We start from the raw sequence: 23,324 nt of genomic DNA, 5'->3' as shown, positions 1-23,324 counted from the left end.
TAAATATACATTATTTTTGCATAAATATTAAAATAGTTGTTGCATATTTATACCTTAGAGCGTATAATTATTAACATAGTTTAAAAAGTGGTTTTTACTTACTACTAAAAAGAGGGGGCTATTAAATATGAAAAAATACAATAAAGTTGTGCTAGCTTATTCTGGAGGCCTTGATACTTCAATTATCATTTCTTGGCTTAAAGAAAACTATGGTTGTGAAGTAATTGCTGTAGTTGGAAATGTTGGACAAAAGGATGAGCTTGTTGGCTTAGAAGAAAAGGCAATTAAAACAGGAGCATCTAAATGCTATATTGAAGATTTAACTAGGGAATTCGTAGAAGATTATATCTTCCCTACTATTCAAGCTAATGCAATTTATGAAGGGAAATATTTACTTGGTACTTCTTTTGCAAGACCTATAATCGGAAAAAGACTTGTAGAAATAGCTTTAGCTGAAGGTGCTGATGCTATATGCCATGGTTGTACTGGAAAAGGAAATGATCAAGTTAGATTTGAATTAGCTGTTAAAGCTTTTGCGCCTGATATGGATATTATAGCTCCTTGGAGAATCTGGGATATTAAATCTAGAGAAGAAGAAATTAAATATGCTTTAGATAGAGAAATACCTATATCTATAAGCTATGAAACTAATTATAGCAAGGATAAAAACCTATGGCACTTAAGTCATGAAGGTTTAGATTTAGAAGATCCTGCTAATGAGCCTAATTATGAAAAAATATTAGAACTATCTAATACCTTAGAAAAAGCACCTAACACACCAACTTATATTACTTTAATATTTAATAAAGGTATTCCAGTTGCTTTAGATGGTGAAGAATTAGATGGTGCTACATTAATAGAAAAACTTAATAAAATTGGTGGAGAAAATGCCATAGGAATAATGGATATGGTTGAAAATAGATTGGTTGGAATGAAATCAAGAGGTGTATATGAAACACCTGGTGGAGCTATTCTTTACAAAGCTCATAAAGATTTAGAAGAACTTTGCTTAGATAAAGAAACTTCTCATTATAAAGAAGTTATATCTTTAAAATTTGCAGATTTAGTATATAACGGTCAATGGTTTACTCCACTTAGAGAAGCATTATCTGCTTTTATAGATAAAACTCAAGAAACTGTAACTGGAGAAGTTAAATTAAAATTATATAAAGGTAATATTGTTAATGCTGGTATGACATCCCCTTATTCATTATATAGTGAAGAATATGCTACTTTTGGAGAAGATGCTGTTTATAATCAAAAAGATTCTGCTGGATTTATAAATTTATTTGGACTACCTATTACAGTAAGATCAAAAATGCTTGAATCTTTAAAGAAAGCTGGTAAATAATTATGAAGCTTTGGGGTGGACGTTTTGAAAAGGGAGTTAATTCTTTAGTTAATGATTTTAATTCTTCAATAAGAACTGACTCTAGAATGTATAAAGAAGATATTTTAGGTAGTTTAGCCCATGTAAAAATGCTTGGTAAACAAAATATAATTCCAAAAGAAGATAGCGAAAAAATAGTAGCAGGCTTAGAAACAATATTAAGTAGATTAGAAAACGGAGTAATAAAAATAGATGAGGCTTCAGAAGATATTCATAGTTTTATTGAAGAAACTTTAACTTACTACATTGGTGATGAAGGAAAAAAACTTCATACAGCTAGAAGTAGAAATGATCAAGTTACTTTAGATACAAAATTATATTTAAAGAGAGCTTTGATATCTTTATCAAAAGATATTATTAATCTTCAAGAAGTTATATATAAGAAGGCAAATGACAATATAGATACCATAATGCCAGGATATACTCATATGCAAAAGGCCCAACCAATAACCTTTGCCCATCATCTTTTAGCTTATGCAGAAATGTTTAAAAGAGATATTAGCAGAATTTTTGATTGTTATAAAAGATTAGATGAAATGCCTTTAGGAAGTGGTGCTCTTGCAACCTCTACCTACAATTTAGATAGACATATGATTGCAAAGGACCTAGGTTTTGCTCAAATTACAGTAAATAGCTTAGATTCAGTATCTGATAGAGATTATGCTATTGAAGCACTTTCACTTTTATCTATGATAATGATGCATTTATCAAGATTTTCTGAAGAAATTATTCTTTGGGCTACTAATGAATTTAGCTTTATTGAATTATCAGATGAATATAGTACAGGCAGTAGTATAATGCCTCAAAAGAAAAATCCAGATGTAGCTGAATTAGTTAGAGGAAAAACTGGAAGAGTTTATGGAGATTTAATTACACTTCTTACAGTTATGAAAGGCTTACCCCTAGCCTATAACAAGGATATGCAAGAGGATAAAGAAGCCTTATTTGATGCCTTAGATACAGCAAGTCTTTCACTTAAGACCTTTGCTGGAATGTTAGACACATTACAAGTAAAGAAGGAAAACATGAGAAAGGGAGCCTCTCTAGGCTTCACTAATGCTACTGATGTGGCAGATTATCTAGTAAAAAAAGGATTAGCCTTTAGAACAGCTCATGAAATAGTTGGTGCTATAGTTCTCCATTGTATAAAAGAAAATATATCAATTGATGATCTTAATTTAGAAGAACTTAAAACCTTCTCTCCTATCTTTGAAAATGATATATATGACTCAATAGATTTAGTAAATTGTGTGGAAGAAAGAAAAGTCTTTGGAGGACCTAGTTCTTCTTCAGTAAAAACACAATTAGAATTACTATTAGAATCAATAAATAAAACTAAGGAGGCAGTAAAATGCTTAAAGTAGGAATAATCGGTGCAACAGGATATGTAGGTGCTGAATTATTAAGACTTTTATTAAATCATACAAAAGTGAAAATAGAAGCCATTAGTTCCGTTAGTTATGAAGGAGAAGAATTTTCATCTATATATAAAAACTTTTACGGAGTAACTAATTTAATATGTGAAAAACAAGAAGATGTAATAAATAAATGTGATATTATTTTTGCTGCTCTTCCCCATGGTTTAAGTGAAGAAATAGCAGAATTACTTAATAAAGAAAATAAGATTTTAATAGATCTAGGGGCAGATTTTAGACTAGAAAGTGAAGATGATTATAAAAAATGGTACGGAAAAGATTATAAATATAAAAATCTTCATAAAGAAAGTATATATGCATTACCAGAATTTAATAGAGATAAAATTAAGGAATACAAAATAATAGCTAATCCAGGTTGCTATCCAACATCTATAGAACTTGCCTTAATGCCTCTGCTTAGAAATTCCTTAATTGATGTTAATAATATAATTTGCGACTCAAAATCAGGGGCAACTGGTGCTGGTAGAGGTCTTACTTTAAAATCACACTATCCAGAACTAAATGAGAACTTTTCCCCATATGGTATAGGAGCTCATAGACACACTCCTGAAATAGAACAATGTCTATCAGCAATTGCAGAAGAAAAAGTTCAAGTAACCTTTACTCCTCACCTACTGCCAATTAATAGAGGTATTCTTTCAACAATCTATTGTAGTCCAAATAAAAACCTAAAAGGTAAACTAAACTTAGAAGAAATTCATGAAATATATACAGACTTTTATAAAAATGAATTCTTTGTAAATGTATTGCCACTAGGAGATACAGCTTCTATTAAAGATGTTAAATATACAAATAACTGTAATATTTCACTACATCTAAACCATAGAGGAGATGGTCTAATAATAGTAAGCACAATAGATAATATGGTTAAGGGTGCAGCAGGACAAGCTATTCAAAACATGAACATCATAATGGGATTTAAAGAGAGCGAAGGACTTGCCTTAGTGTCACCAGGACACTAAGGAATGAAACAAATTAATGCATAATGCATAATGCACAATGCATAATTAATGTAAAAACTCCTACAGAGTTTTAAAAAATATTTAAATTCAAAATGAATTTAAATATTTTTCATAATTCAGCTTGCCTGAATTATTTCAATAATTATGCATTATCAATTATATAAAGTGCACAATGCATAATTAAGGAATGAAATAAGAGTAGCTTCTTGGTAAAAAGAAGAATAATCGTAAACTAATGAAGCTTCTACTCTATTTTCATAAAATATAAATTAAACAATTAGGAATTAATTTTCCTATAAATTTTAATACTTAAAAAAGCTAAAATATTTATAAGCTTTTTTTAGATGTTTTTATAAGAGAAAATAATATTTTATTAATTTCAATGCATTGATTTATTAAATTTTCTATATCAGTTGTATTATAACTATTACTTTTTCTTAATAGCTCTAACCAATATTCAGTTTCATTAGCCTCTTTAAGAGCAATATACATTTTGTTTATAAAATCTCTTTTACTTTGAGCATGTTGCGCTTCTCTTACATTGGCACCAATTGAAGTCGCTGATCTTAAAAATTGATTTAGAAGTATATACTCATTGTATTTAATTGATTTTCTATAATAATTAATTGATGAAAGAGAAAACTGAAAACTTTTCTCTAAAATAACATTATTCAAAGAAATCACCCAGTTAAATTCTTAACATCAATTATTAATATTATTCAAATAAACTAATTCATTCACTATACATTTTACATTCTTTCATTTGTTAACGCAAAATTTAAATTAACAAATAAATTCCATTGGAATTTAAGAATTTTCATAACTCAGCTTGTCTGAGTTATAACAACAATTATGCATTATTAATTGTGCATTATGCATTGTCTATGTGCATTATCAATTATGCATTATCTATTAAAAACGGGGGTGTTTTATTTTGAATTTTTTATCTAACTTAGGTATTACTGCACCACAGGGTTTTCTTGCATCAGGGATTCATTGTGGTCTTAAGAAAAATAATTTAAAGCTAGATTTAGCTCTTATATATTCAACAGTTCCAGCTAGTGCTGCTGGAGTTTATACAAAAAATAAGGTTAAAGGAGCTCCACTTTATATAACAAAGGAGCATTTATCTAATAAGAAAGCACAAGCAATAATTATAAATAGTGGAAATGCAAATACTTGTAATGGTGAAAATGGATTAATAACAGCTAAGAGGATGACTGAACTTCAAGGGAAGGCTCTTAAACTAAAAACTAGTGATGTTTTAGTTGCTTCTACTGGAGTTATTGGTGTTCCTTTAAATATAGATGCTATTAAAGATGGAATTCCTATGTTAACTGATAGGTTATCTAAAGAAGGTTTTGATGATGCAGCTACTGCAATTATGACTACAGACACTTATAAAAAACAATTAGCCTTTGAATTTACTATAGATAATAAAATAATAACTATTGGGGCAATGGCTAAGGGCTCTGGAATGATTGAACCAAATATGGGTACTATGCTTTCTTTCATTACTACAGATTTAAATATTTCTGGAGAAATGTTAAATGAAGCTTTAAAAGAAAGTGTTAAGTTAAGCTATAACAGAGTAAGCGTAGATGGTGATACAAGTACAAATGATATGGTATTAGTTTTAGCAAATGGCCTTGCTAATAATGATGAAATTAAAGAAAAGAATAAAAATTACTATGTATTCTTAGAAGTTCTAAATAAATTAAATGTTATTTTAGCTAAGATGATTGCAAAGGATGGCGAAGGTGCTACTAAACTTATAGAGTGTGTTGTTAGTAATTGTAAAACTGAAAAAGATGCTGAAATACTTTCAAAAGCTGTTATAAATTCTCCTTTAGTTAAAACTGCAATCTTTGGAAGTGATGCTAATTGGGGCAGAATTTTATGTGCTCTTGGTTATTCAGGAATAAATATTGATCCTGATAAAGTTAATATATCTTTTAAAAGTTCTATTGGCGAAATAGATATTTGCAAAGATGGTATGGGACTTCCCTTTGATGAAGTTAAAGCAAAGGAAATCTTACTTCAAGATGAGATACAAATTTTAATTAATATGAATAGTGGTAAACATTCATCTATAGCTTGGGGATGTGACTTAAGTTATGAATATGTAAAAATAAATGGAGATTATAGAAGTTAAAGGATGGTATGAAAATGAACTATAAAGAACATGCAAAAGTATTAACTCAAGCTCTTCCATATATACAATCACTAGCAGGAAAAATAGTAATAATCAAATATGGTGGAAATGCAATGACAAGTGATGAACTTAGACAAAGTGTTGCCACAGATATTGTACTTCTTCAATGTGTTGGAATAAAGCCTGTAATAGTACATGGTGGCGGTCCAGATATTTCTAAGTTCTTAAATAAAATAGGACAAGAAAGTAAATTTATAAATGGCCTTAGATATACAGATAAAGATACTATGGAAATAGTTCAAATGGTATTAGGAGGAAAGGTAAATAAAAATATTGTTTCTCTTATTGAAAGTGTTGGTGGAAAAGCCATTGGCCTTTCAGGAATAGATGGGTCATTTATAAAAGCCAAAAAATTAGAAAGTGCTGTTGACTTAGGTTTTGTTGGGGAAATAACATCCATTGATACAAAAATTATAAATAATGCTATAGATTCTGGCTATATTCCTGTTATAGGATCAGTTGCTATTAGTGAAGATTGCTCTCAAACCTATAATATAAATGCTGATATTTGTGCAGCAAAGCTAGCAGCTGCTTTAAAAGCAGAAAAGTTGTTACTTTTAACTAACGTTCCAGGCCTTATGCGAGATACTACAGATCAATCTACCTTAATTTCAACTTTAAGACTACATGAAGTAAAAAAACTTCAAGCCGATAAAATAATTCAAGGTGGAATGATTCCTAAAATAAACTGCTGTGTAGAAGCCATTAGAATGGGAGTAAAAACATCTCATATAATAGACGGAACATTAGCACATTCAATCCTACTAGAACTTCTATCAAAAGAAGGAATAGGAACAATGATATATTAGTGTGCTACCGCACACTAATGAAGAATGAAGAATGTAAAATGTAAAATTAAGGTTAAAACTCCTTCGGAGTTTTATTTCTCTTTTGTATTCACAAAATGGAAATGAAAAAAACCATTAAATTCCTCTGGAATTTATAATTTTCATAATTCAGTTTGCTGAATTATTTCAATAATTCTACATTCTTCATTCTACATTTTACATTTAAATAAGGGGGTTTTAAATTATGACAAACAGTTTACCTTTAATGTCTACTTATTCTTATCTTCCCGTAAATTTAGTTAAGGGTGATGGAGTTTATCTTTTTGATGATAAAGGAAATAAATATATAGATTTTACTAGTGGAATTGGGGTTAACAGTCTTGGTTATGGAAATTCTAATTGGATTAAGGCCATAACTGATACTGCTAGTAATTTACAGCATATCTCTAATATATTTTTAAATGAAAATACTTTAAAGCTTGCTGAAGAATTAACTAATAAAACTAAAATGAGCAAGGTTTTCTTATGTAATTCTGGTGCTGAAGCTAATGAAGGGGCTATAAAGCTTGCTAGAAAGTATAGCTTTGATAAATATGGCTTAAATAGAAATAAAATTTTAACTCTAAATAACTCTTTTCATGGAAGAACATTAGCAGCTTTAACAGCTACAGGTCAAGATAAATTCCATAATTACTACTTCCCTTTTCCTGAAGGCTTTGATTATTTTGAACCTAATAATATTTCAGATTTTAAAGATAAATTATCTAATGATGTTTGTGCCGTTATGATGGAATCTATTCAAGGTGAAGGTGGTGTAAATCCTCTTTCTAATGACTTTGTTAATGAGGTTTATGAAATTTGTAGAGAAAAAGATATTGTATTAATTTTTGATGAAGTACAATGTGGAATTGGAAGAACAGGAAAAATCTTTGGCTATGAATATTTTGAAGTAGAACCTGATATAGTAACTGTTGCAAAGGGGCTTGGGTCTGGTCTTCCTATTGGAGGATTTCTATGTAGTGAAAAACTATCTGAGGTGTTTCATCCAGGAGACCATGGGACAACCTTTGGAGGAAATCCAGTAGCATGTTCAGGTGCCTTAGTTGTTTTAGATACTGTATGCAATAAAGAGAAATTAAAAGAAATCCAAGAAAATGGAGAATACCTAATGGACTTACTTAAAAATATAAAATCTCCATTAATTAAAGATGTACGTGGAAAAGGACTAATGATAGGGATAGAAGTTACTGAATCCCCATCTGAAATACAAAAGAAAGCCTTAGAAAAAGGCTTACTAGTTCTAACTGCTGGTAAAAATGTAATTAGACTTCTTCCACCACTAATAATAACAAAAGCAGATATAGAAAAAGGCGTAGAAATATTAGAAAAAACCATAATATCAATGGATAATGCGTAATGCATAATGCATAATTATGGTGAAAACTCCTTCGGAGTTTTAGAAAATGAAAGAATGAAGATTCTCTTTTGCATTCGCAAAATCAAAATGAAAGAATGAAAGAACGTTTTGCTTACGCAAAATGCATAATGCGTAATACACAATGCATAATTAATGAATAAACTCTTACAGAGTTTATAAAATTTCATAACTCAGCTTGTCTGAGTTATTTCAACAATTATGCATTATTAATTATCAATTATCAATTAAATTAGGGGGTATTTATGAATAAAGATTTATTAAAAATAGAGGACTTATCTAAGGATGAGATTTTAGATATATTGAATTTAGCTGATCAGCTAAAGTATGAATTAAAGCATGGAATTGAACACCCACATCTTAAGGGGAAAACTCTTGGAATGATATTTGAGAAATCTTCTACAAGAACCAGGGTGTCCTTTGAAGTTGGAATGTATCAGTTAGGTGGTTACCCATTATTTTTAAGTTCTAATGATTTACAAATAGGCCGTGGGGAGCCTATTCAAGATACAGCTAGGGTTTTATCAAGATATCTTAATGGTATTATGATTAGAACCTTTGCCCAAGAAGAAGTTAACTCTTTAGCTGAATGTTCTAGCATTCCCATAATTAATGGATTAACTGATGATGAACATCCTTGCCAAGTTTTAGCTGATTTGATGACTATAAGAGAAAGTAAAAATCTTTTTGATGATTTAAAGGTAGCTTATATAGGTGATGGAAATAATATGGCTCAATCTTTATTAATAGCTTGCTTAACTGTAGGAATGAATATTACTTTAGCTATTCCAGATAAATATATGATTAAAGATAGTTATATAAAAAAAGGAATTGAAATTGCTAAAGCAAATAATTTGAATTTTTCTATAGTAAATAATCCAAATGAAGCAGCAATTGATGCAGATATTATTATAACTGATGTATGGGCTAGTATGGGAAAGGAAGAAGAAGCTGAAGAAAGAATGAAGGCCTTTCAGGGATATCAAGTTAATACTGAACTTATGAAGCTTGCAAAGGATGATGCAATAGTACTTCATTGTTTGCCTGCTCATAGAGAAGAAGAAATTACTGAAGAAATATTAGAGCTTCATTCAAATACTATATTTGAAGAAGCAGAAAATAGACTTCATGTTCAAAAAGCTATATTAGTTACATTGCTTAAGTAACCTTACTTAAATATATACGCTATTATCTAAATTTAGAGCTGTGATTTCAGCTCTTTTTCTTTTAATATTTTACTCTTAAATAAATCATTTTTTATACATATAATTCTAAATTAAAAAATATAATATGTTAAATGTATTTTATATTCTTAATAAAATTTCCCTAACTTGCTAATTATAATTATTTATTGTAGTATATAAAATATAATCTAGTATCTTAAAATTTATTGGAGGTGGGATTTTTTGAACAAAAGAAGTTTGATATCTGTTATTGCTACTATTGCTTTTACTTTTAATATTTCAGGGGTGGCACATGCAGAGCCAAATACTTCAGCAGCACAAACAATCCAAGAAACAAAAATTAAATATGAACAATTGGATGCTGATACATTAAAGCTAAATTCTGAAATTGCAAAGCTTAATAATGATATTGAAAGTATTAATTTAAAGTTAGAAAAAAACAATGCTGAAATTAAGGACACTGAAATTCAAATTGAAAATATAAATAAAAAAATAGAAGATGCAAAGATTGAAATTGAAAAAAAAGAAGCAACAATGGATAAAAGATTGCGATCTATGTATAAAAGCAATATTTCTACTGATATGATTGCTTACTTAGTAACATCAGAAAATATATTTGATTTCTTCTATAGAATTGATGCTATGAAAAAGCTTATTTCTATTGATAAAGAAATAATAACTGAAATTAACGATAAAAAGAATGATTTAATTGAAAATGCTGAAATAGTTAAAGAAAAGAAGGAAAATTTAAATAATCTTAAAGTTGCAATTGAAAATGATTTAAATGAAGTTAATAAGAAAAAAGAAGAACAAGAAATTGTTTTAGCAGATCTTAATTCTAAAAAGGATGAATTAATGAAAGTAATTGAAGAAAATGAAGTTAATTTATTATCTCATTCCCTTTCTATTGTAAACTCTGGTTCATCATCTGTTTCTGAACTTAAGAGTGCACTTAATAATTTAAATTATATACTTCCTCAACTTAATAGTGATTATGCAATTAGCTTAGCACAGGAAGGTATTGCATCAGTTAATAATCAAATTGCTGCTATAGAATCTGACAACCTTGAAAAAAATGTAAGTTATGTATCTAGAGGAAATTCAGATGAAAGTTCAAATGGAAGTTCAGCTGGAACTTCTTTATCTACTCTTTCTGTCACTGCCACTGCTTATACAGGTGGTAGCTATACAGCTATGGGGCTAAAGCCTACTAGAGATCCTAATGGATTAAGTACTATTTCTGTAGATCCTAGTGTTATACCTTTAGGATCTAAAGTTTACGTAGAAGGTTATGGATATGCTATTGCCTCAGATACTGGTAGTGCAATTAAGGGTAATAAAATAGACCTTTATATGAACTCTCTTCAAGATTGTTATGCCTTTGGAAGAAGAACTGTTACACTTCATATAGTTGCTTATCCAAATCAATGGTAAATATAATAAAAAATAATTAAAAGAATATAAAATTATAAAGGATGTAGCTAAGGGGGGTTTTATTAATTTCAATAATTAATAAAACAACACTACATCCTTTTATATATAAGTATTGAGAGCTAATTAATTTTTAAAACTTCCATTGTTTCCTTTGCAATCATTAATTCTTCATTGGTTGGAATAGCATATACTTTCACTTTTGAGTTTTTAGTACTTATTTCAACTATCTTTCCTTTTATATTATTCCACTCATCATCAATTTCTATACCTAAAAACTCCATTCCCTCTAAGCATGCTTTTCTTGTTGTACTAGAATTTTCTCCAATACCAGCTGTAAATATAATTGCATCTACTCCACCCATATGTGCTGCATAAGCTGCTATTTGTCCTCTTATTCTATAGTAAAAAACATCTAAGGCTAATTTTGCTCTTTTATTTCCTTCTAAGGCTGCCTTTTCTAAATCTCTAAAATCAGAACTAACTCCTGATATTCCTAATACTCCTGACTTTTTATTAAGAGATTCACTAGCCTCTTCTGGTGTATATCCACATTCTTCAATTAAAAATGTTGAAATAGATGGGTCAATATTACCTGACCTTGTTCCCATAGCTATTCCTGCAAGAGGAGTAAATCCCATAGAAGTATCTATTGATTTCCCATCTTTTATTGCACATATACTAGCACCATTTCCTAAATGACAGCTTATTATTTTCATAGTACTAATATCTTTGTTTAATACTTCTCCAAGTTTTTCAGATACGTATTTATGAGATGTACCATGGAACCCATATTTCCTTATGCCATACTCCTTATATAAACTATATTCTATAGGATATATATAAGCTACCTCTGGCATAGTTTGATGAAATGCAGTATCAAAAACTGCTATCATTGGAGTCTTTGGCATTAATTCCATACATACTTTAATCCCTATTATATTAGGTGGATTATGAATAGGAGCAAGTTTGATATACTCTTCTAAATGACTTAATACTTCATCATCTATAATAACTGAATTGGAATATCTCTCTCCTCCATGAACTACTCTATGGCCCACTGCATAAATTTCATCTATATTATCAATGACTCCGTAGTTTTTATCTAATAATGTATCTATAACTAAATTAATAGCTTCTTTATGATTTTTAAAATTCCCTTCTACTACGTATTTATCTTGTGTAGGGTTTTTATGAATTAATACTGCTCCTTCTAATCCAATTCTTTCAACTAATCCTTGACACATAACATCATAAGTATTCATGTCTATTAGTTGATATTTTAATGAGGAACTTCCACAATTTATTACAAGTACCTTCATTTATGAATCTCCTTATTAATTATTTTGTGCTTGTACAGCTGTTAATGCTACTACGTTTACTATATCATCCACAGAACAACCTCTTGATAAATCATTAATAGGTTTATCAAAGCCTTGGCATATAGGTCCTACTGCTTCTGCATTAGCAAATCTTTGCACAAGTTTATATCCTATGTTACCTGATTGTAAATCTGGGAAAACTAATATATTTGCTTTTCCTGCTACTACACTATTGGGTGCCTTTTGTTTTGCAACACTTTCAACAATTGCTGCATCTAATTGCATTTCTCCATCTATAAGTAAATCAGGTCTTAATTCTTTAGCTAATTCTGTAGCCCTTCTAACTTTTTCTACCATTTCATGATCAGCTGAACCCATAGTAGAAAAACTAAGCATAGCAATTCTAGGTTCAATGTTGCATACTTTTTTTGCTGTATCTGCAGTAGTAATTGCTATTTCTGCTAACTCCTTGTAGTTAGGATTAGGGTTTACAGCACAATCTGCAAATAAAAGCATTCCCTCTTCTCCATAGCAAGTACTTTGTAATCCCATTATAAAAAAGCTTGATACTACAGATGCTCCTTTAGTAGTTTTTATTATTTGAAGTCCTGGTCTTAGTAAATCTCCTGTTGTATGAACTGCTCCAGATACTAATCCATCTGCATCATTGCACTTTACCATTAAAGTTCCAAAATACATTGGATCTTTAGCTATTAATCTTGCCTTTTCTATAGTTACTCCCTTATTTTTTCTTATTTCATAAAATTTATCAATATATCTATCTATATTAGTAAAATTATTTGGATCAATTATCTCAATATCATCACAATTTAATTCTAAATTATTTATCTCTTGTAAAATTCTTTCTTTATCTCCTACTAATATAGGATGAGCCAAATTTAAATCTTTAATTTTTCTAGCTGCTTCTATAGTTCTTCCATCTTCCCCCTCTGGAAGTACTATTCTTTTTATATCATTTCTAGCTAAATCCCAAATTCTATTTAATAGATCCATTGCTCTTTCCCCTTTGCATTAAGTACTATTTTGGTGGCATTACCATTGCTTTACCTTTAACTACAACTTCTCCTCTTTGATTTATACAAATAGTTTCAAGAGTTATTCTATTCTTTTCTTCTATTCTTTCAATAACTTCTACAGTAGCTGTTATTGTATCTCCAAATCTTACTGGAGCTGTAAATTTTAATTCTTGTGAAAGATATATTGTTCCTGGTCCTGGAAGTTGCATTCCTAAAACTGTTGATATATAACTTGCTGATAACATTCCATGAGCTATTCTTCCCTTGAACATTGTATCTTTTGAATACTCTTCATTAAAATGTGCTGGGTTTAAATCCCCACTTACCCCACCAAATAACACTACATCTGCTTCTGATATTGTTCTACTATAGCTTGATTTATCACCTAAATTTATTTCTTTTATAGTTTTACCTATCATATTATATCTCCCCTATATTTATTATTTTCTTTCTATTAGTAAAGAGGTTCCCATACCTCCACCTATACAAAGTGTAGCCAATCCCTTTTTAGCATCTCTTCTATTCATTTCATATAATAATGTAACTAATATTCTTGCTCCTGAAGCCCCAATAGGATGTCCCAATGCAATAGCTCCACCATTAACATTTACTTTCTTTTCATTTAATCCTAAATCTCTTACAACTGAAATAGCTTGAGCTGCAAAAGCTTCATTTGCTTCTATTAAATCTAAATCTTCTACTGTCCAATTTGCTCTCTTTAAAGCATTTTTAGTAGCTGGAACTGGGCCATATCCCATTATGGATGGATCAACACCAGCTGAACCATAAGCCTTAATTGTTGCAAGTGGCTTAAGACCTAATGAATCTGCTTTTTCTTTACTCATAACTATTACCATTGCTGCTCCGTCATTTATTCCAGAAGCATTACCTGCTGTTACTGTTCCATCTTTTTTGAAAGCTGATTTTAACTTACCTAATTTTTCAATATTAATATTTTCTTTTATATATTCATCTTTATCAAAAATTAAAGCTTCACCTTTTCTTTGTGGTATCTCAACCTTTACTATTTCATCAGTAAATTTTCCTGCTCTTTTTGCTTCTGCTGCTTTATTTTGACTATTCAAAGCAAATTTATCTTGCTCTTCTCTAGTTATTCCCCATTGTTCTGCTATATTTTCTGCTGTTATTCCCATGTGATATTTATTAAAGGCATCAGTTAAGCCATCTTCAATCATAGAATCAATTAATTTTCCCTCACCCATTCTTTGTCCAAATCTTGCTGTTTTAATTAAATAAGGTGCATTTGACATACTTTCAGTTCCACCACATAATATTACATCAGCATCTCCAAGGATTATTTCTTGAGCCGCTAAACTAATTGTTCTTAAGCCTGAACCACAAAGTTTGTTTAATGTCATACTTGGAACCTCTACTGGTATTCCTGATTTTATTGAAATTTGTCTTGCTATATTTTGACCAAGTCCACTTCCAAGAACATTTCCAATTAAAACTTCATTAATTTCCTTAGAATCTATATTTGCTCTTCTAATTGCTTCCTTAGCAGCAATTACTCCTAAATCTACAGCTGATAAACTTGATAATCCTCCACCAAAGCTTCCTATTGGAGTTCTTACAGCAGATACTATTACTACTTCTCTCATACTATCCTCCTATAATCTCATTCCACCATTAACTGATAAATTATGTCCTGTTATATATGATGATTCATCACTAGCTAGGAATAATACTGCATTTGCAATTTCCTCTGGCTCTCCAAGTCTTCCAAGCATAGTTTTTGCTCTCATATTATCTAATACCTTTTCAGGTACAGTTTTCATCATATCTGTATTTATATATCCTGGTGCTACAGAATTTACTCTTATATTTGCTCCTTTTCTTGCAAATTCCTTAGCCCATGTTTTTGTCATTCCAATTACACCAGCTTTAGTAGCAGCATAGTTTGTTTGTCCAACATTACCGTATTCACCAACTATAGATGCAATATTAATTATTGAACCTGTTCCTTGTTCCATCATATGAGGCCCAACTAATTGAGCTATATTAAATAAACCTTTTAAATTAACATTTATAACTAAGTCCCACATTTCTTCTGTCATTTTTTGAATTAATGCATCTCTTGTAATTCCTGCATTATTAACTAAAATATCAATTTTACCAAACTTTTCTGTTACCATATCAAAAAATACTTTTATTCCATTTCTATCTGTAACATTTACTTCATATCCATATATATTATTACTTTCATAAGGTAACTTATTCATATCAACTGCTATTACCTTAGCTCCTTCTCTAGCAAAAGTTTCTGCAATACATCTTCCAATTCCTTGAGATGCTCCTGTAACTATAGCAACCTTATTTTCTAATCTTAACATTTTCATTCTCCTCTCAAATTTGTAAGTACTTACTTACATTGGTTTTAAAAAAAATTAATCTTTCCCATTTGGAATAAGATTAATTATTATTCGTTCTATATCTTATATAAAGAAACGAATTGTTTAGTATGTTCTTCAACTAATTCTTCCCACTTTATGTTACTAACTGTATAATCTCCTAGTATTTCTATAGTAAATGCACCTAATAAACTATTTATAAGTGTTACTGCCATTATATAAGGCTCACCTTTTATTTTGTTATTTTCCTTTAATACTTCAAAGTAATCTTTTAAAATACTTATTATTTTTCTAGAAAGCTTAAGCTTTACAAAGTCCTTCTCGTTATCTGATAACTTCATTTGAACCTTATATAATTTTGTATTTTGAATTAATAATTTATATATTCTATTTGTAATTACAAACATAGCCTCTTCAAAATTTAAATCCTCTGTATTTTTTAATATAGAATCTATTTTTGAATCAAGAACATAATATTCAGTAGTAACTTGAAATAAGTTACTTTTAGATCCAAAGTGTCTAAATATTGTTAATTCATTAACATCTGCTTCCTCTGCAATTTGCTTAGTCGTTGTAGGATAATACCCCTGCTCCGAAAATAATTTTAATGCTACCTTCATTATTTTTTTACTTGTGTCATTATTATACTTCATATTATTATCTCCTTTTATTCCCATTTAGAGCAAGTGACTCCTTACATTTTATATTAATAATATTATACTATTTTGGTAAAATTCACAATAGATAAATAACCTTTTAGTATAGATAAAAATTCTATTGGTTTTTCATACATAGATGCATGTCCTGAATCTTTAATCATAATATAAGTTGAGTTTTTTATTTTTTCCTTAATATATTCTTGCTCATTTGCAGGTGTAACAAAGTCATATTCACTGCTTACAACTAAGGTATTTGTGTTTATTTTATCAATCTTACCTCTTATATCATAGCCTTCTGCGCTTTCTATTAACCTTATCATAGCCTTTAAGAAATCTTCATTAAATACTTTGTATAAAAAATCTTTTCTTTTATTCATCCACTCTATATTTTTAGCATAAAAGCTTGGTGAATATATTATAGGTATAGTTACATTATAAAAAGCTTCTTTATTGTTGGCTTCTGCAGCATTAATCCATCCCCTACCTATATCTTGTAACCAAGGATTTGTATAACTTGTTGTATTAAATAATATAAGTTTATTTAAAAGTTCTTCATATTTTAAAGCAAATTGCAAGGCAACTTCGCCACCATAGGAAATACCAAAAAGATTTATTTTCTCTAGCTTTAATTCATCTATAACAGTCTTAACTACTTCTACTTGGATATCTTGTTTATAACTTTCATCCATCTTATCAGATTTTCCTTGATCTAAAAAATCTAAAAGTATAAGCTTATTATTTTTAGAAAGCTCTTCTACAAATGCTTGCCAGCTTCCATGAGACATCATTATTCCATTTAAAATTACTAATGGAGTTCCTTCTCCATAAACTTCATAATAAATTTTTTTATTTTTATAATTTGTATATGGCATATTAACACCTCTATTTCTAATAAATTAAACCAAGTTCTTTTGCTTTAAATAATAATTCTTCTCTAAATTTAGGATGAGCTATGGTAATTAATCTTTCTACTCTTTCCTTAACAGTAGTTCCTCTAAGCTCTGCCACTCCGTATTCTGTAACAACTATATCTACATCATTTCTTGATAAACTAACAGCTGCACCTGGTTTTAAAAATGGAACTATTTTAGAAATTTCTTCTTTTTCACCAGTTTCTTTATTTCTTACCATTGCTGTAGAATATAAAGCTATAAAAGAACGTCCATTTTTTGATATTTGTGCACCAATTGCTGTATCAGCTTGTCCACCAGTTCCACTAAATTGCATTGAGCCTATTGACTCAGAAGCACATTGTCCTGTTAGGTCTATTTCTATGGTAGTATTAATTGATACTTGATTATCATTTTTGCTTATTACATATGGATCATTTGTCCAATGTCCATCCATTATCATAATTGATGGGTTATCATCTAAAAATTCATAAAGTTCCTTTGTCCCAAGGGCAAAAGCTGCAACATGTTTTCCCTTATAAAAATTCTTTTTCTTTCCTGTAACCACCCCAGACTTCACTAACTTCATCATACCAGTAGTAAACATCTCTGTATGAATTCCTAAATCTTTTTTATCAACTAGTGATGCTGCAACTGCATTTGGTATTCCACCTATTCCAAGTTGTATACAATCACCATCATTAATTCTTTCTGCTATGAATTTTCCTATAGTTAAATCTTTTTCATTAGGTTCAACATCTGGTAATTCAGGAACTTCATAATCAGTTTCAATAACATAATCTACATCCCTTATGTGTACTTCTACATCTCCAAAGGTTCTTGGATAATTTTTATTAATTTCCAGTATTACTAAATCAGCTTCTTCCATCATTCTTTTTTCATATACATTACTTATGGATAAAGATAGATATCCATGCTTATCTGGCATAGTAGCTGTTCCCATATAAATATTAGTCTTTTTATGACTCATTCTTTTTATGGCTGCTAAATGAAGATGATTTGGTATAAAAGATATATTACCATTTTTTTGTCCTTTTCTCATAGCTGCTGTATAAAACCAACCATCCATATTAAAGGAATGCCTATACTTCTCATTAGTAAAGTATTCTGCCATTTCCATTGGTAAACAGGTAGTAACTGTAACATCCGTTACTTTATTTGCTATCCTATGAAGATTAGTTAGAATTCTTTTTGGTTCTGCTGAACCTAAGCCAGAAACTATTACATCACCACTATTAATTAAGTTTAAAGCTTCATCAACAGTTATATATTTTGCGTTAATTAATTCTTTTGATTTAACTGTCTCTAACATATTAAACCTCCCATTAATTTTGTGCTGCTGTAAAAATGTAGAATGTAAAATGTAGAATTATTCATGTAATTTGTTCCAAATTACTAAAAATTTATTTATTTTCAAAACTCCTTAAGGAGTTTTCACATTCATTTTACATTCTTTAATTCTTTCATTTTTTAATTTCTTAATTTATTAATTCTTAATTATTCATTTTACATTTTGTAGCAGCACATTAATTTTTATTATTTTCCTAATATAGAATCTATATTCTTAAATCCAATAAAAGGTACCCAACCTGTTGGGCTTGTTAAATCCATTTTAGCTAATGACATTTCTTGAGTTCCAAGTCTCTTTCCATTAGCAAAATCTATCATTCCACCAAATGGATTTTCAATTGGTTCTTTTTCCATAGCAGCTATATATTTTTCCCAAGTTATTTCTCCTTCAACTCTTTCTAAACCTTTTACGAAAAAGTCTGCAGCTATCCAACCTGTCATAGCATAAGCATTTGCTGCGAATTCTGCTGGAACAGTCTTTGCATATTCTGCAACTGCTGGTTTAGTAACATCTACCCAAGCATTTCCATAAATCTCAAATTTATCAGCAACATCAGCTTTAACTAAATCAACCATAGTTTTATCAACATTTACATAAGTAGTAATAGCAGGCTTAGTATTTCCTTGTTTAGCTAATTCTTTAGCTATTTGTGGGAAAGTACCTTGAATTCCAGCAATAATAACAGTATCTACATTTGCATTTTTAATCTTTGTTACTGCTGATGAAACATCTTCTGCACCTGGAGCTACTTGCTCACTTATAACTTCAATTCCGCCAATATTTTTTGCTTCTGTTTCAATACCCTTAACTAAGTCTTTACCAGCATCATCATTAGTGTAGATAACACCAATTTTATTTGCATTAAACTCCCCTTTTGCCCAAGCTGTCATAATACGTCCTTCCATTGGATATACTGGTTGAACTGGGAATATATTATCCCCTTCTCCCTTAGTTGCATTTTCGTTATATAATATTCCTGTTCCAGTTGCAAAATAAACTGCTGGTATTCCTATTTCTTTAAGATCATCTAATGTAGCTCCTACTACTGGAGTACCAAAATGACCAACTATAGCAAATACTTTATCATCATTTACCAACTTATCTAATGCAGCCTTTCCTTTTTCAGGATTGAACTCATCATCAGTATGAACAAATTCAATTTTTCTTCCATTTACTCCGCCCTTTTCATTTACCATTTTAAAATATGCTTCTATACCAGCATTGAATGGAACTCCTATTGGAGCAAAAGCTCCTGATGTAGCAGCACTATTACCTACTTTTATTGTAGTTTCTGTAACTCCTTGTGCTGCCTCTTCTTTTTTCCCACAGCCTGTAAAAGCCATAGCTAATGTAAGTGAAGCTAAAAGTAATGCAGTTTTCTTTCTCATAAATTTTCCCTCCAAATTTTATTTTGTATTAATATGTTAATTTTTTATTGGAAACATTTTTAACCCCCAAGATAAGCTTCTAATAATCTCTTATCTTGAATTAATTCACTTGCCTTACCTTCCATGCTAATTTCTCCTACTTCAAGGACATATGCATAGTCAGCAATTTTTAATGTTTGAAGAGCATTTTGTTCTATTATTAATACTGTTGTTCCTTCTGAGTTAATTTCTTTTACTATTTCAAATATTGCTTTTACTATAAGTGGTGCAAGTCCCAATGATGGTTCATCTAAAAGTAAAACCTTAGGACTTCCCATTAAGGCTCTTGCTATAGCTAACATTTGTTGCTCTCCACCGCTTAAAGTTCCTGCTAATTGCTTTTTTCTTTCAAGTAAAATAGGAAAATACTTGCAAACTCTTTCGAAATTCTTAGCAATTTCTTTTTTACTTTTTACTGTAAAAGCTCCTACTCTTAAGTTTTCTTCCACTGTTATATCAGGGAATATTTGCCTTCCTTCTGGTGATTGAACTATTCCTAAAGATGTTATTTTTTCAGGTGATAAATTTGTTATATTCTTTCCACAAAAATCTATAGTTCCTTTTTCAACAGGCACAATTCCTGAAAGAGTTTTTAATGTGGTAGTTTTACCAGCACCATTGGCACCTAGTAAAGCAACTATTTCTCCTTCTCTAACTTCTATGTCTATCCCCTTTAGTGCTTTTATACTTCCATAAGAAACAGTAAGATTATCTATTTTTAAAATTGTTTTACTCATCTTACTCCGCCTTTCCTAAATAAGCTTCTTGAACTTCTTTATTAGTTTGTATTTCTTTTGGAGTACCTTCTGCAAGTTTCCTTCCAAAAGATATTGCACATATTCTATCGCATATATCCATAACTAATCTCATATCATGCTCAACTAATAAAATATTGCATTTATATTCATCTCTAATACTCTTTATAAGCTTTGATAATTCAAGAGTTTCTGTATCATTAAGACCTGCTGCTGGTTCATCTAAAATAATTAACTTAGGTTTACTCATAAGAGTTCTTCCAAGTTCAATTTTTTTAAGTATTCCATATGGTTGCCCACCTGCAAGCTCATATTTTTTATGCTCAATTCCTAAAAAACTTAGTATTTCTTCTGCTTTTTTCAGATTTTCTTCTTCTTCTGTTCTTGCCTTTTTTGTTCTAAAAGCATTTCCAAAAAGTCCAGTCTTATATGAAATATGAGCTCCTATAAGCAAATTTTCAAGTAAGCTTAGGTCCTTTATTAATTCAACATTCTGGAAGGTTCTAACTAGTCCTAAATTTATAATATTATGAGTTTCTTTTTCTACTAAATTAACCTCTTCACCATTAATACTTCTAAATACAACCTTTCCATTATTAGGCTTATAGAATTGTGTAATACAATTAAATACTGTGGTTTTTCCAGCACCATTAGGACCAATTAAACCATATATTTCTCCTTCATTAATATGAAAGCTTAAATCGTCAACTGCCTTTAATCCACCAAATGCAATGGATAAATTCTCTACTTTAAGGGTTTGTGTTAAGCTCATCTACATTCACCTTCTTCTTCTTAAAATACTTCTTTACATCATGTCCAATATAAATCAATCCATAAGGATAGAATAAAATTACAATTATTATAAGTATTCCTGTAAATATATACGCTAATCCATCTATTGAACCTATTACTGGAAGCTGTTTTAATATAAGATCTGGAACACCAAATACTATTACTGATCCTATTATTGGTCCTGATATAGTTCTAACTCCTCCAATAACTATTACCGCTAATATTTGTAGTGATAAAAGTAAATTCCAGTTAGATGGATATGAAAATCTTATAAAGTGAACATATATAACTCCACCTAAAGCTGCATAACCTGTTGCAAGTGCAAAGGCTGTAAGCTTATATTTAAGTAAGTTAATTCCCATAGCTTGTGCAGCTGCTTCACTTACTCTCATAGTTAATAATGCTCTTCCTGTTGATGAGTTAATAAAATTATCTGTAAGTATCATAACTATTACTAGTAAAATAACTATAAAAATAAAGGTAGTATCTCTGTTAAGTTCAAGTCCAAATAAAGATGGATACCCTGCATTTTTTCCAGAAAATCCTCCTGTAATTGAATCAAATTCAACAAATATCTTCTTTAGTATTTCAGATACAGCTAAGGTTGCTATTGCTAGATACATACCTGATATTCTTAGGGATACTAACCCAACAAGAACTCCAATTATAAGGGGTATTGCTACAGATATAATTAAAGATACTATAAATGGAAGTCCCATATCTTCTGTTAAATAAGCTGACATATAGGCTCCAAGTCCCATAAAACCTGCTGTTCCAAGAGATATTAATCCTGAATATCCTAAAAGTACATTTAATCCAATGGCAACTATGGCATAAAATAAAATAGTTCCAAAGGTAGTTATTGTTGAACTTTTTATAATTCCTATTTCTTGAAGTATAGGAAATAAAGATAGTACTATTCCAAACAAAATATATTTACTGTATCTTTGATTTAAAATCTTTTTCATCTATGTTCCTCCTATACCTTCTTAATTATTTTCTTTCCTATTATTCCATTTGGTCTTAATACAATAAATAATAGAATCAATGTAAACAATAGAGGATCTCCCCATGTAGATGAAACGTAGTATATTAATAAATTTCTACCTAATCCTATTAAATAAGCGCCTATAACTGGTCCATAGAAGGTTTGGAATCCTCCTAAAACACAAGCTATTAAAGCGTTTGTTTGAACATTATCCATCATAGTAACACTTACTGTAATGGCTGGTGCAAGCATTAAAGCTGCTAATGTTCCTAGTGCTGCTGCAATTGCCCAAGCTCCCATAGTTACAAGTGAGGTTGGAACCCCCATAAGTCTTGCTGTTTCTTCATTAGAAGCAGTAACTCTAACAGCTAGTCCCCATTTTGTCTTTTGCAAGAAGTAGAATAATATTCCCATTATTATTAATCCTATAGTTATATTTAGTATTGCATTATAAGAAATTGATGCTCCAACTATATCTACTGCTCCAGTTTCTATAAACTTAGGAAAGTTTAATGGAACTGACCCAAATATCATTGGTGCTACTCCCAAGAAAAGCATTATTACTCCAAAGGTTATAATTTGCTTTGAAACTGGAGATGTCTTTTTAGCTCTTCTAATTATTACTAAGTCAACTAATACTCCACTAAAAAATGCTGCTACCATACCTACTAAAGCTGCTGACCAAGCTGGTAGTCCCAATTTCATTGATGCAAATGTAGCAACAAAGGCATTAAACATTCCTATTGACCCTTGAGCAAAATTTGTGGTTCTAGATGTTCTAAAAATAATTATTATTCCTAAAGCCGCTAAGGCATAAACACTTCCTGTTTCTAAACTGCTAAATAGTATTTGAAAAAATGTATCCATTG

Annotated in this window: 22 protein-coding genes; 8 read left to right on the top strand and 14 right to left on the bottom strand. The window is 30.0% G+C overall.

The genetic code is table 11. The annotated features are described in order from the left end of the window. The first annotated feature begins 127 nt into the window (after positions 1-127). Genes ACFYH6_RS04765 through argC form a run of 3 tightly spaced genes read left to right on the top strand, consistent with a single transcriptional unit; the run spans position 128 to position 3,788 of the window. Positions 128-1,351 carry an argininosuccinate synthase gene (locus ACFYH6_RS04765; RefSeq protein WP_416180311.1) on the top strand — a complete coding sequence of 408 codons (1,224 nt, stop codon included), beginning with the start codon at positions 128-130 and terminating at the stop codon, positions 1,349-1,351. A 2-nt stretch (positions 1,352-1,353) separates the two neighbouring features. Next, positions 1,354-2,754 (top strand): argininosuccinate lyase, encoded by a 1,401-nt coding sequence (gene argH, locus ACFYH6_RS04760; RefSeq protein ID WP_416180310.1) that lies wholly within the window; start codon positions 1,354-1,356, stop codon positions 2,752-2,754. Next, positions 2,742-3,788, top strand: coding sequence for an N-acetyl-gamma-glutamyl-phosphate reductase (gene argC / locus ACFYH6_RS04755; RefSeq protein WP_416180309.1), 1,047 nt, complete (start codon positions 2,742-2,744; stop codon positions 3,786-3,788). The genes argH and argC overlap by 13 nt, the downstream gene beginning before the upstream one ends. Positions 3,789-4,115: 327 nt before the next feature. On the opposite strand, the gene ACFYH6_RS04750 is transcribed toward argC, so the two are convergent. Further along, on the bottom strand, positions 4,116-4,463 hold the full coding sequence (locus tag ACFYH6_RS04750) for a four helix bundle protein (RefSeq protein WP_416180308.1): 348 nt from the start codon (positions 4,461-4,463) through the stop codon (positions 4,116-4,118). Positions 4,464-4,722: 259 nt separating this feature from the next. Between ACFYH6_RS04750 and argJ the strand changes: the two genes are divergently transcribed. The 5 genes from argJ (at position 4,723) to ACFYH6_RS04725 (ending at position 10,844) form a co-directional block, all read left to right on the top strand. After that, positions 4,723-5,943 (top strand): bifunctional glutamate N-acetyltransferase/amino-acid acetyltransferase ArgJ, encoded by a 1,221-nt coding sequence (argJ, locus tag ACFYH6_RS04745; protein ID WP_316342555.1) that lies wholly within the window; start codon positions 4,723-4,725, stop codon positions 5,941-5,943. Positions 5,944-5,957: 14 nt separating this feature from the next. Next, positions 5,958-6,812, top strand: coding sequence for an acetylglutamate kinase (gene argB / locus ACFYH6_RS04740; protein ID WP_416180307.1), 855 nt, complete (start codon positions 5,958-5,960; stop codon positions 6,810-6,812). Between the two features lie 223 nt (positions 6,813-7,035). Then, positions 7,036-8,208: an aspartate aminotransferase family protein gene (locus tag ACFYH6_RS04735; protein WP_416180306.1), complete on the top strand. Its 1,173-nt coding sequence runs from the start codon at positions 7,036-7,038 to the stop codon at positions 8,206-8,208. Positions 8,209-8,471: 263 nt separating this feature from the next. Continuing rightward, positions 8,472-9,392, top strand: a complete 921-nt coding sequence (gene argF, locus ACFYH6_RS04730; RefSeq protein ID WP_416180305.1) for an ornithine carbamoyltransferase — start codon at positions 8,472-8,474, stop codon at positions 9,390-9,392. Between the two features lie 240 nt (positions 9,393-9,632). Further along, positions 9,633-10,844: a 3D domain-containing protein gene (locus tag ACFYH6_RS04725; protein ID WP_416180304.1), complete on the top strand. Its 1,212-nt coding sequence runs from the start codon at positions 9,633-9,635 to the stop codon at positions 10,842-10,844. A gap of 119 nt (positions 10,845-10,963) precedes the next feature. On the opposite strand, the gene ACFYH6_RS04720 is transcribed toward ACFYH6_RS04725, so the two are convergent. The 13 genes from ACFYH6_RS04720 to ACFYH6_RS04660 all read right to left on the bottom strand — a co-directional run bounded on the left by ACFYH6_RS04720 (position 10,964) and on the right by ACFYH6_RS04660 (position 23,322). Beyond that, on the bottom strand, positions 10,964-12,163 hold the full coding sequence (locus ACFYH6_RS04720) for an acetate/propionate family kinase (RefSeq protein ID WP_416180303.1): 1,200 nt from the start codon (positions 12,161-12,163) through the stop codon (positions 10,964-10,966). 15 nt (positions 12,164-12,178) lie between these two features. Further along, positions 12,179-13,177 carry a phosphate acetyltransferase gene (gene pta, locus ACFYH6_RS04715; RefSeq protein ID WP_416180302.1) on the bottom strand — a complete coding sequence of 333 codons (999 nt, stop codon included), beginning with the start codon at positions 13,175-13,177 and terminating at the stop codon, positions 12,179-12,181. 25 nt (positions 13,178-13,202) lie between these two features. Beyond that, positions 13,203-13,619 (bottom strand): MaoC family dehydratase, encoded by a 417-nt coding sequence (locus ACFYH6_RS04710; RefSeq protein WP_416180301.1) that lies wholly within the window; start codon positions 13,617-13,619, stop codon positions 13,203-13,205. A gap of 21 nt (positions 13,620-13,640) precedes the next feature. Further along, the gene (locus tag ACFYH6_RS04705) at positions 13,641-14,822 is read right to left on the bottom strand and encodes an acetyl-CoA C-acetyltransferase (RefSeq protein ID WP_416180300.1); all 1,182 of its coding nucleotides are present in this window, start codon (positions 14,820-14,822) and stop codon (positions 13,641-13,643) included. Positions 14,823-14,831: 9 nt separating this feature from the next. Further along, positions 14,832-15,554 carry a beta-ketoacyl-ACP reductase gene (locus ACFYH6_RS04700; protein WP_416180299.1) on the bottom strand — a complete coding sequence of 241 codons (723 nt, stop codon included), beginning with the start codon at positions 15,552-15,554 and terminating at the stop codon, positions 14,832-14,834. A 95-nt stretch (positions 15,555-15,649) separates the two neighbouring features. Next, positions 15,650-16,225 (bottom strand): TetR/AcrR family transcriptional regulator, encoded by a 576-nt coding sequence (locus tag ACFYH6_RS04695; RefSeq protein WP_316344282.1) that lies wholly within the window; start codon positions 16,223-16,225, stop codon positions 15,650-15,652. Positions 16,226-16,287: 62 nt separating this feature from the next. Then, positions 16,288-17,103: an alpha/beta fold hydrolase gene (locus ACFYH6_RS04690; protein ID WP_416180298.1), complete on the bottom strand. Its 816-nt coding sequence runs from the start codon at positions 17,101-17,103 to the stop codon at positions 16,288-16,290. Between the two features lie 16 nt (positions 17,104-17,119). Further along, positions 17,120-18,454 (bottom strand): acetyl-CoA hydrolase/transferase family protein, encoded by a 1,335-nt coding sequence (locus tag ACFYH6_RS04685; RefSeq protein WP_416180297.1) that lies wholly within the window; start codon positions 18,452-18,454, stop codon positions 17,120-17,122. Between the two features lie 224 nt (positions 18,455-18,678). Beyond that, complete coding sequence (locus tag ACFYH6_RS04680) at positions 18,679-19,881, bottom strand: ABC transporter substrate-binding protein (protein WP_416180296.1); 1,203 nt, start codon at positions 19,879-19,881, stop codon at positions 18,679-18,681. 59 nt (positions 19,882-19,940) lie between these two features. Next, a complete protein-coding gene (locus tag ACFYH6_RS04675; protein WP_416180327.1) occupies positions 19,941-20,645 on the bottom strand; it encodes an ABC transporter ATP-binding protein in 705 nt (234 codons plus the stop codon). 13 nt (positions 20,646-20,658) lie between these two features. Next, complete coding sequence (locus ACFYH6_RS04670; protein ID WP_416180295.1) at positions 20,659-21,447, bottom strand: ABC transporter ATP-binding protein; 789 nt, start codon at positions 21,445-21,447, stop codon at positions 20,659-20,661. After that, positions 21,425-22,435, bottom strand: a complete 1,011-nt coding sequence (locus ACFYH6_RS04665; RefSeq protein ID WP_416180294.1) for a branched-chain amino acid ABC transporter permease — start codon at positions 22,433-22,435, stop codon at positions 21,425-21,427. The genes ACFYH6_RS04670 and ACFYH6_RS04665 overlap by 23 nt, the downstream gene beginning before the upstream one ends. Before the next feature lie 11 nt (positions 22,436-22,446). Continuing rightward, positions 22,447-23,322 carry a branched-chain amino acid ABC transporter permease gene (locus tag ACFYH6_RS04660; protein WP_316344288.1) on the bottom strand — a complete coding sequence of 292 codons (876 nt, stop codon included), beginning with the start codon at positions 23,320-23,322 and terminating at the stop codon, positions 22,447-22,449. Between the last annotated feature and the right edge of the window lie 2 nt (positions 23,323-23,324).

The sequence above is a fragment of the Clostridium sp. HCS.1 genome, from assembly GCF_047900555.1.
Taxonomy (GTDB): Bacteria; Bacillota; Clostridia; order Clostridiales; family Clostridiaceae; genus Clostridium.
This window is presented reverse-complemented; position numbering and strand designations above follow the sequence as displayed.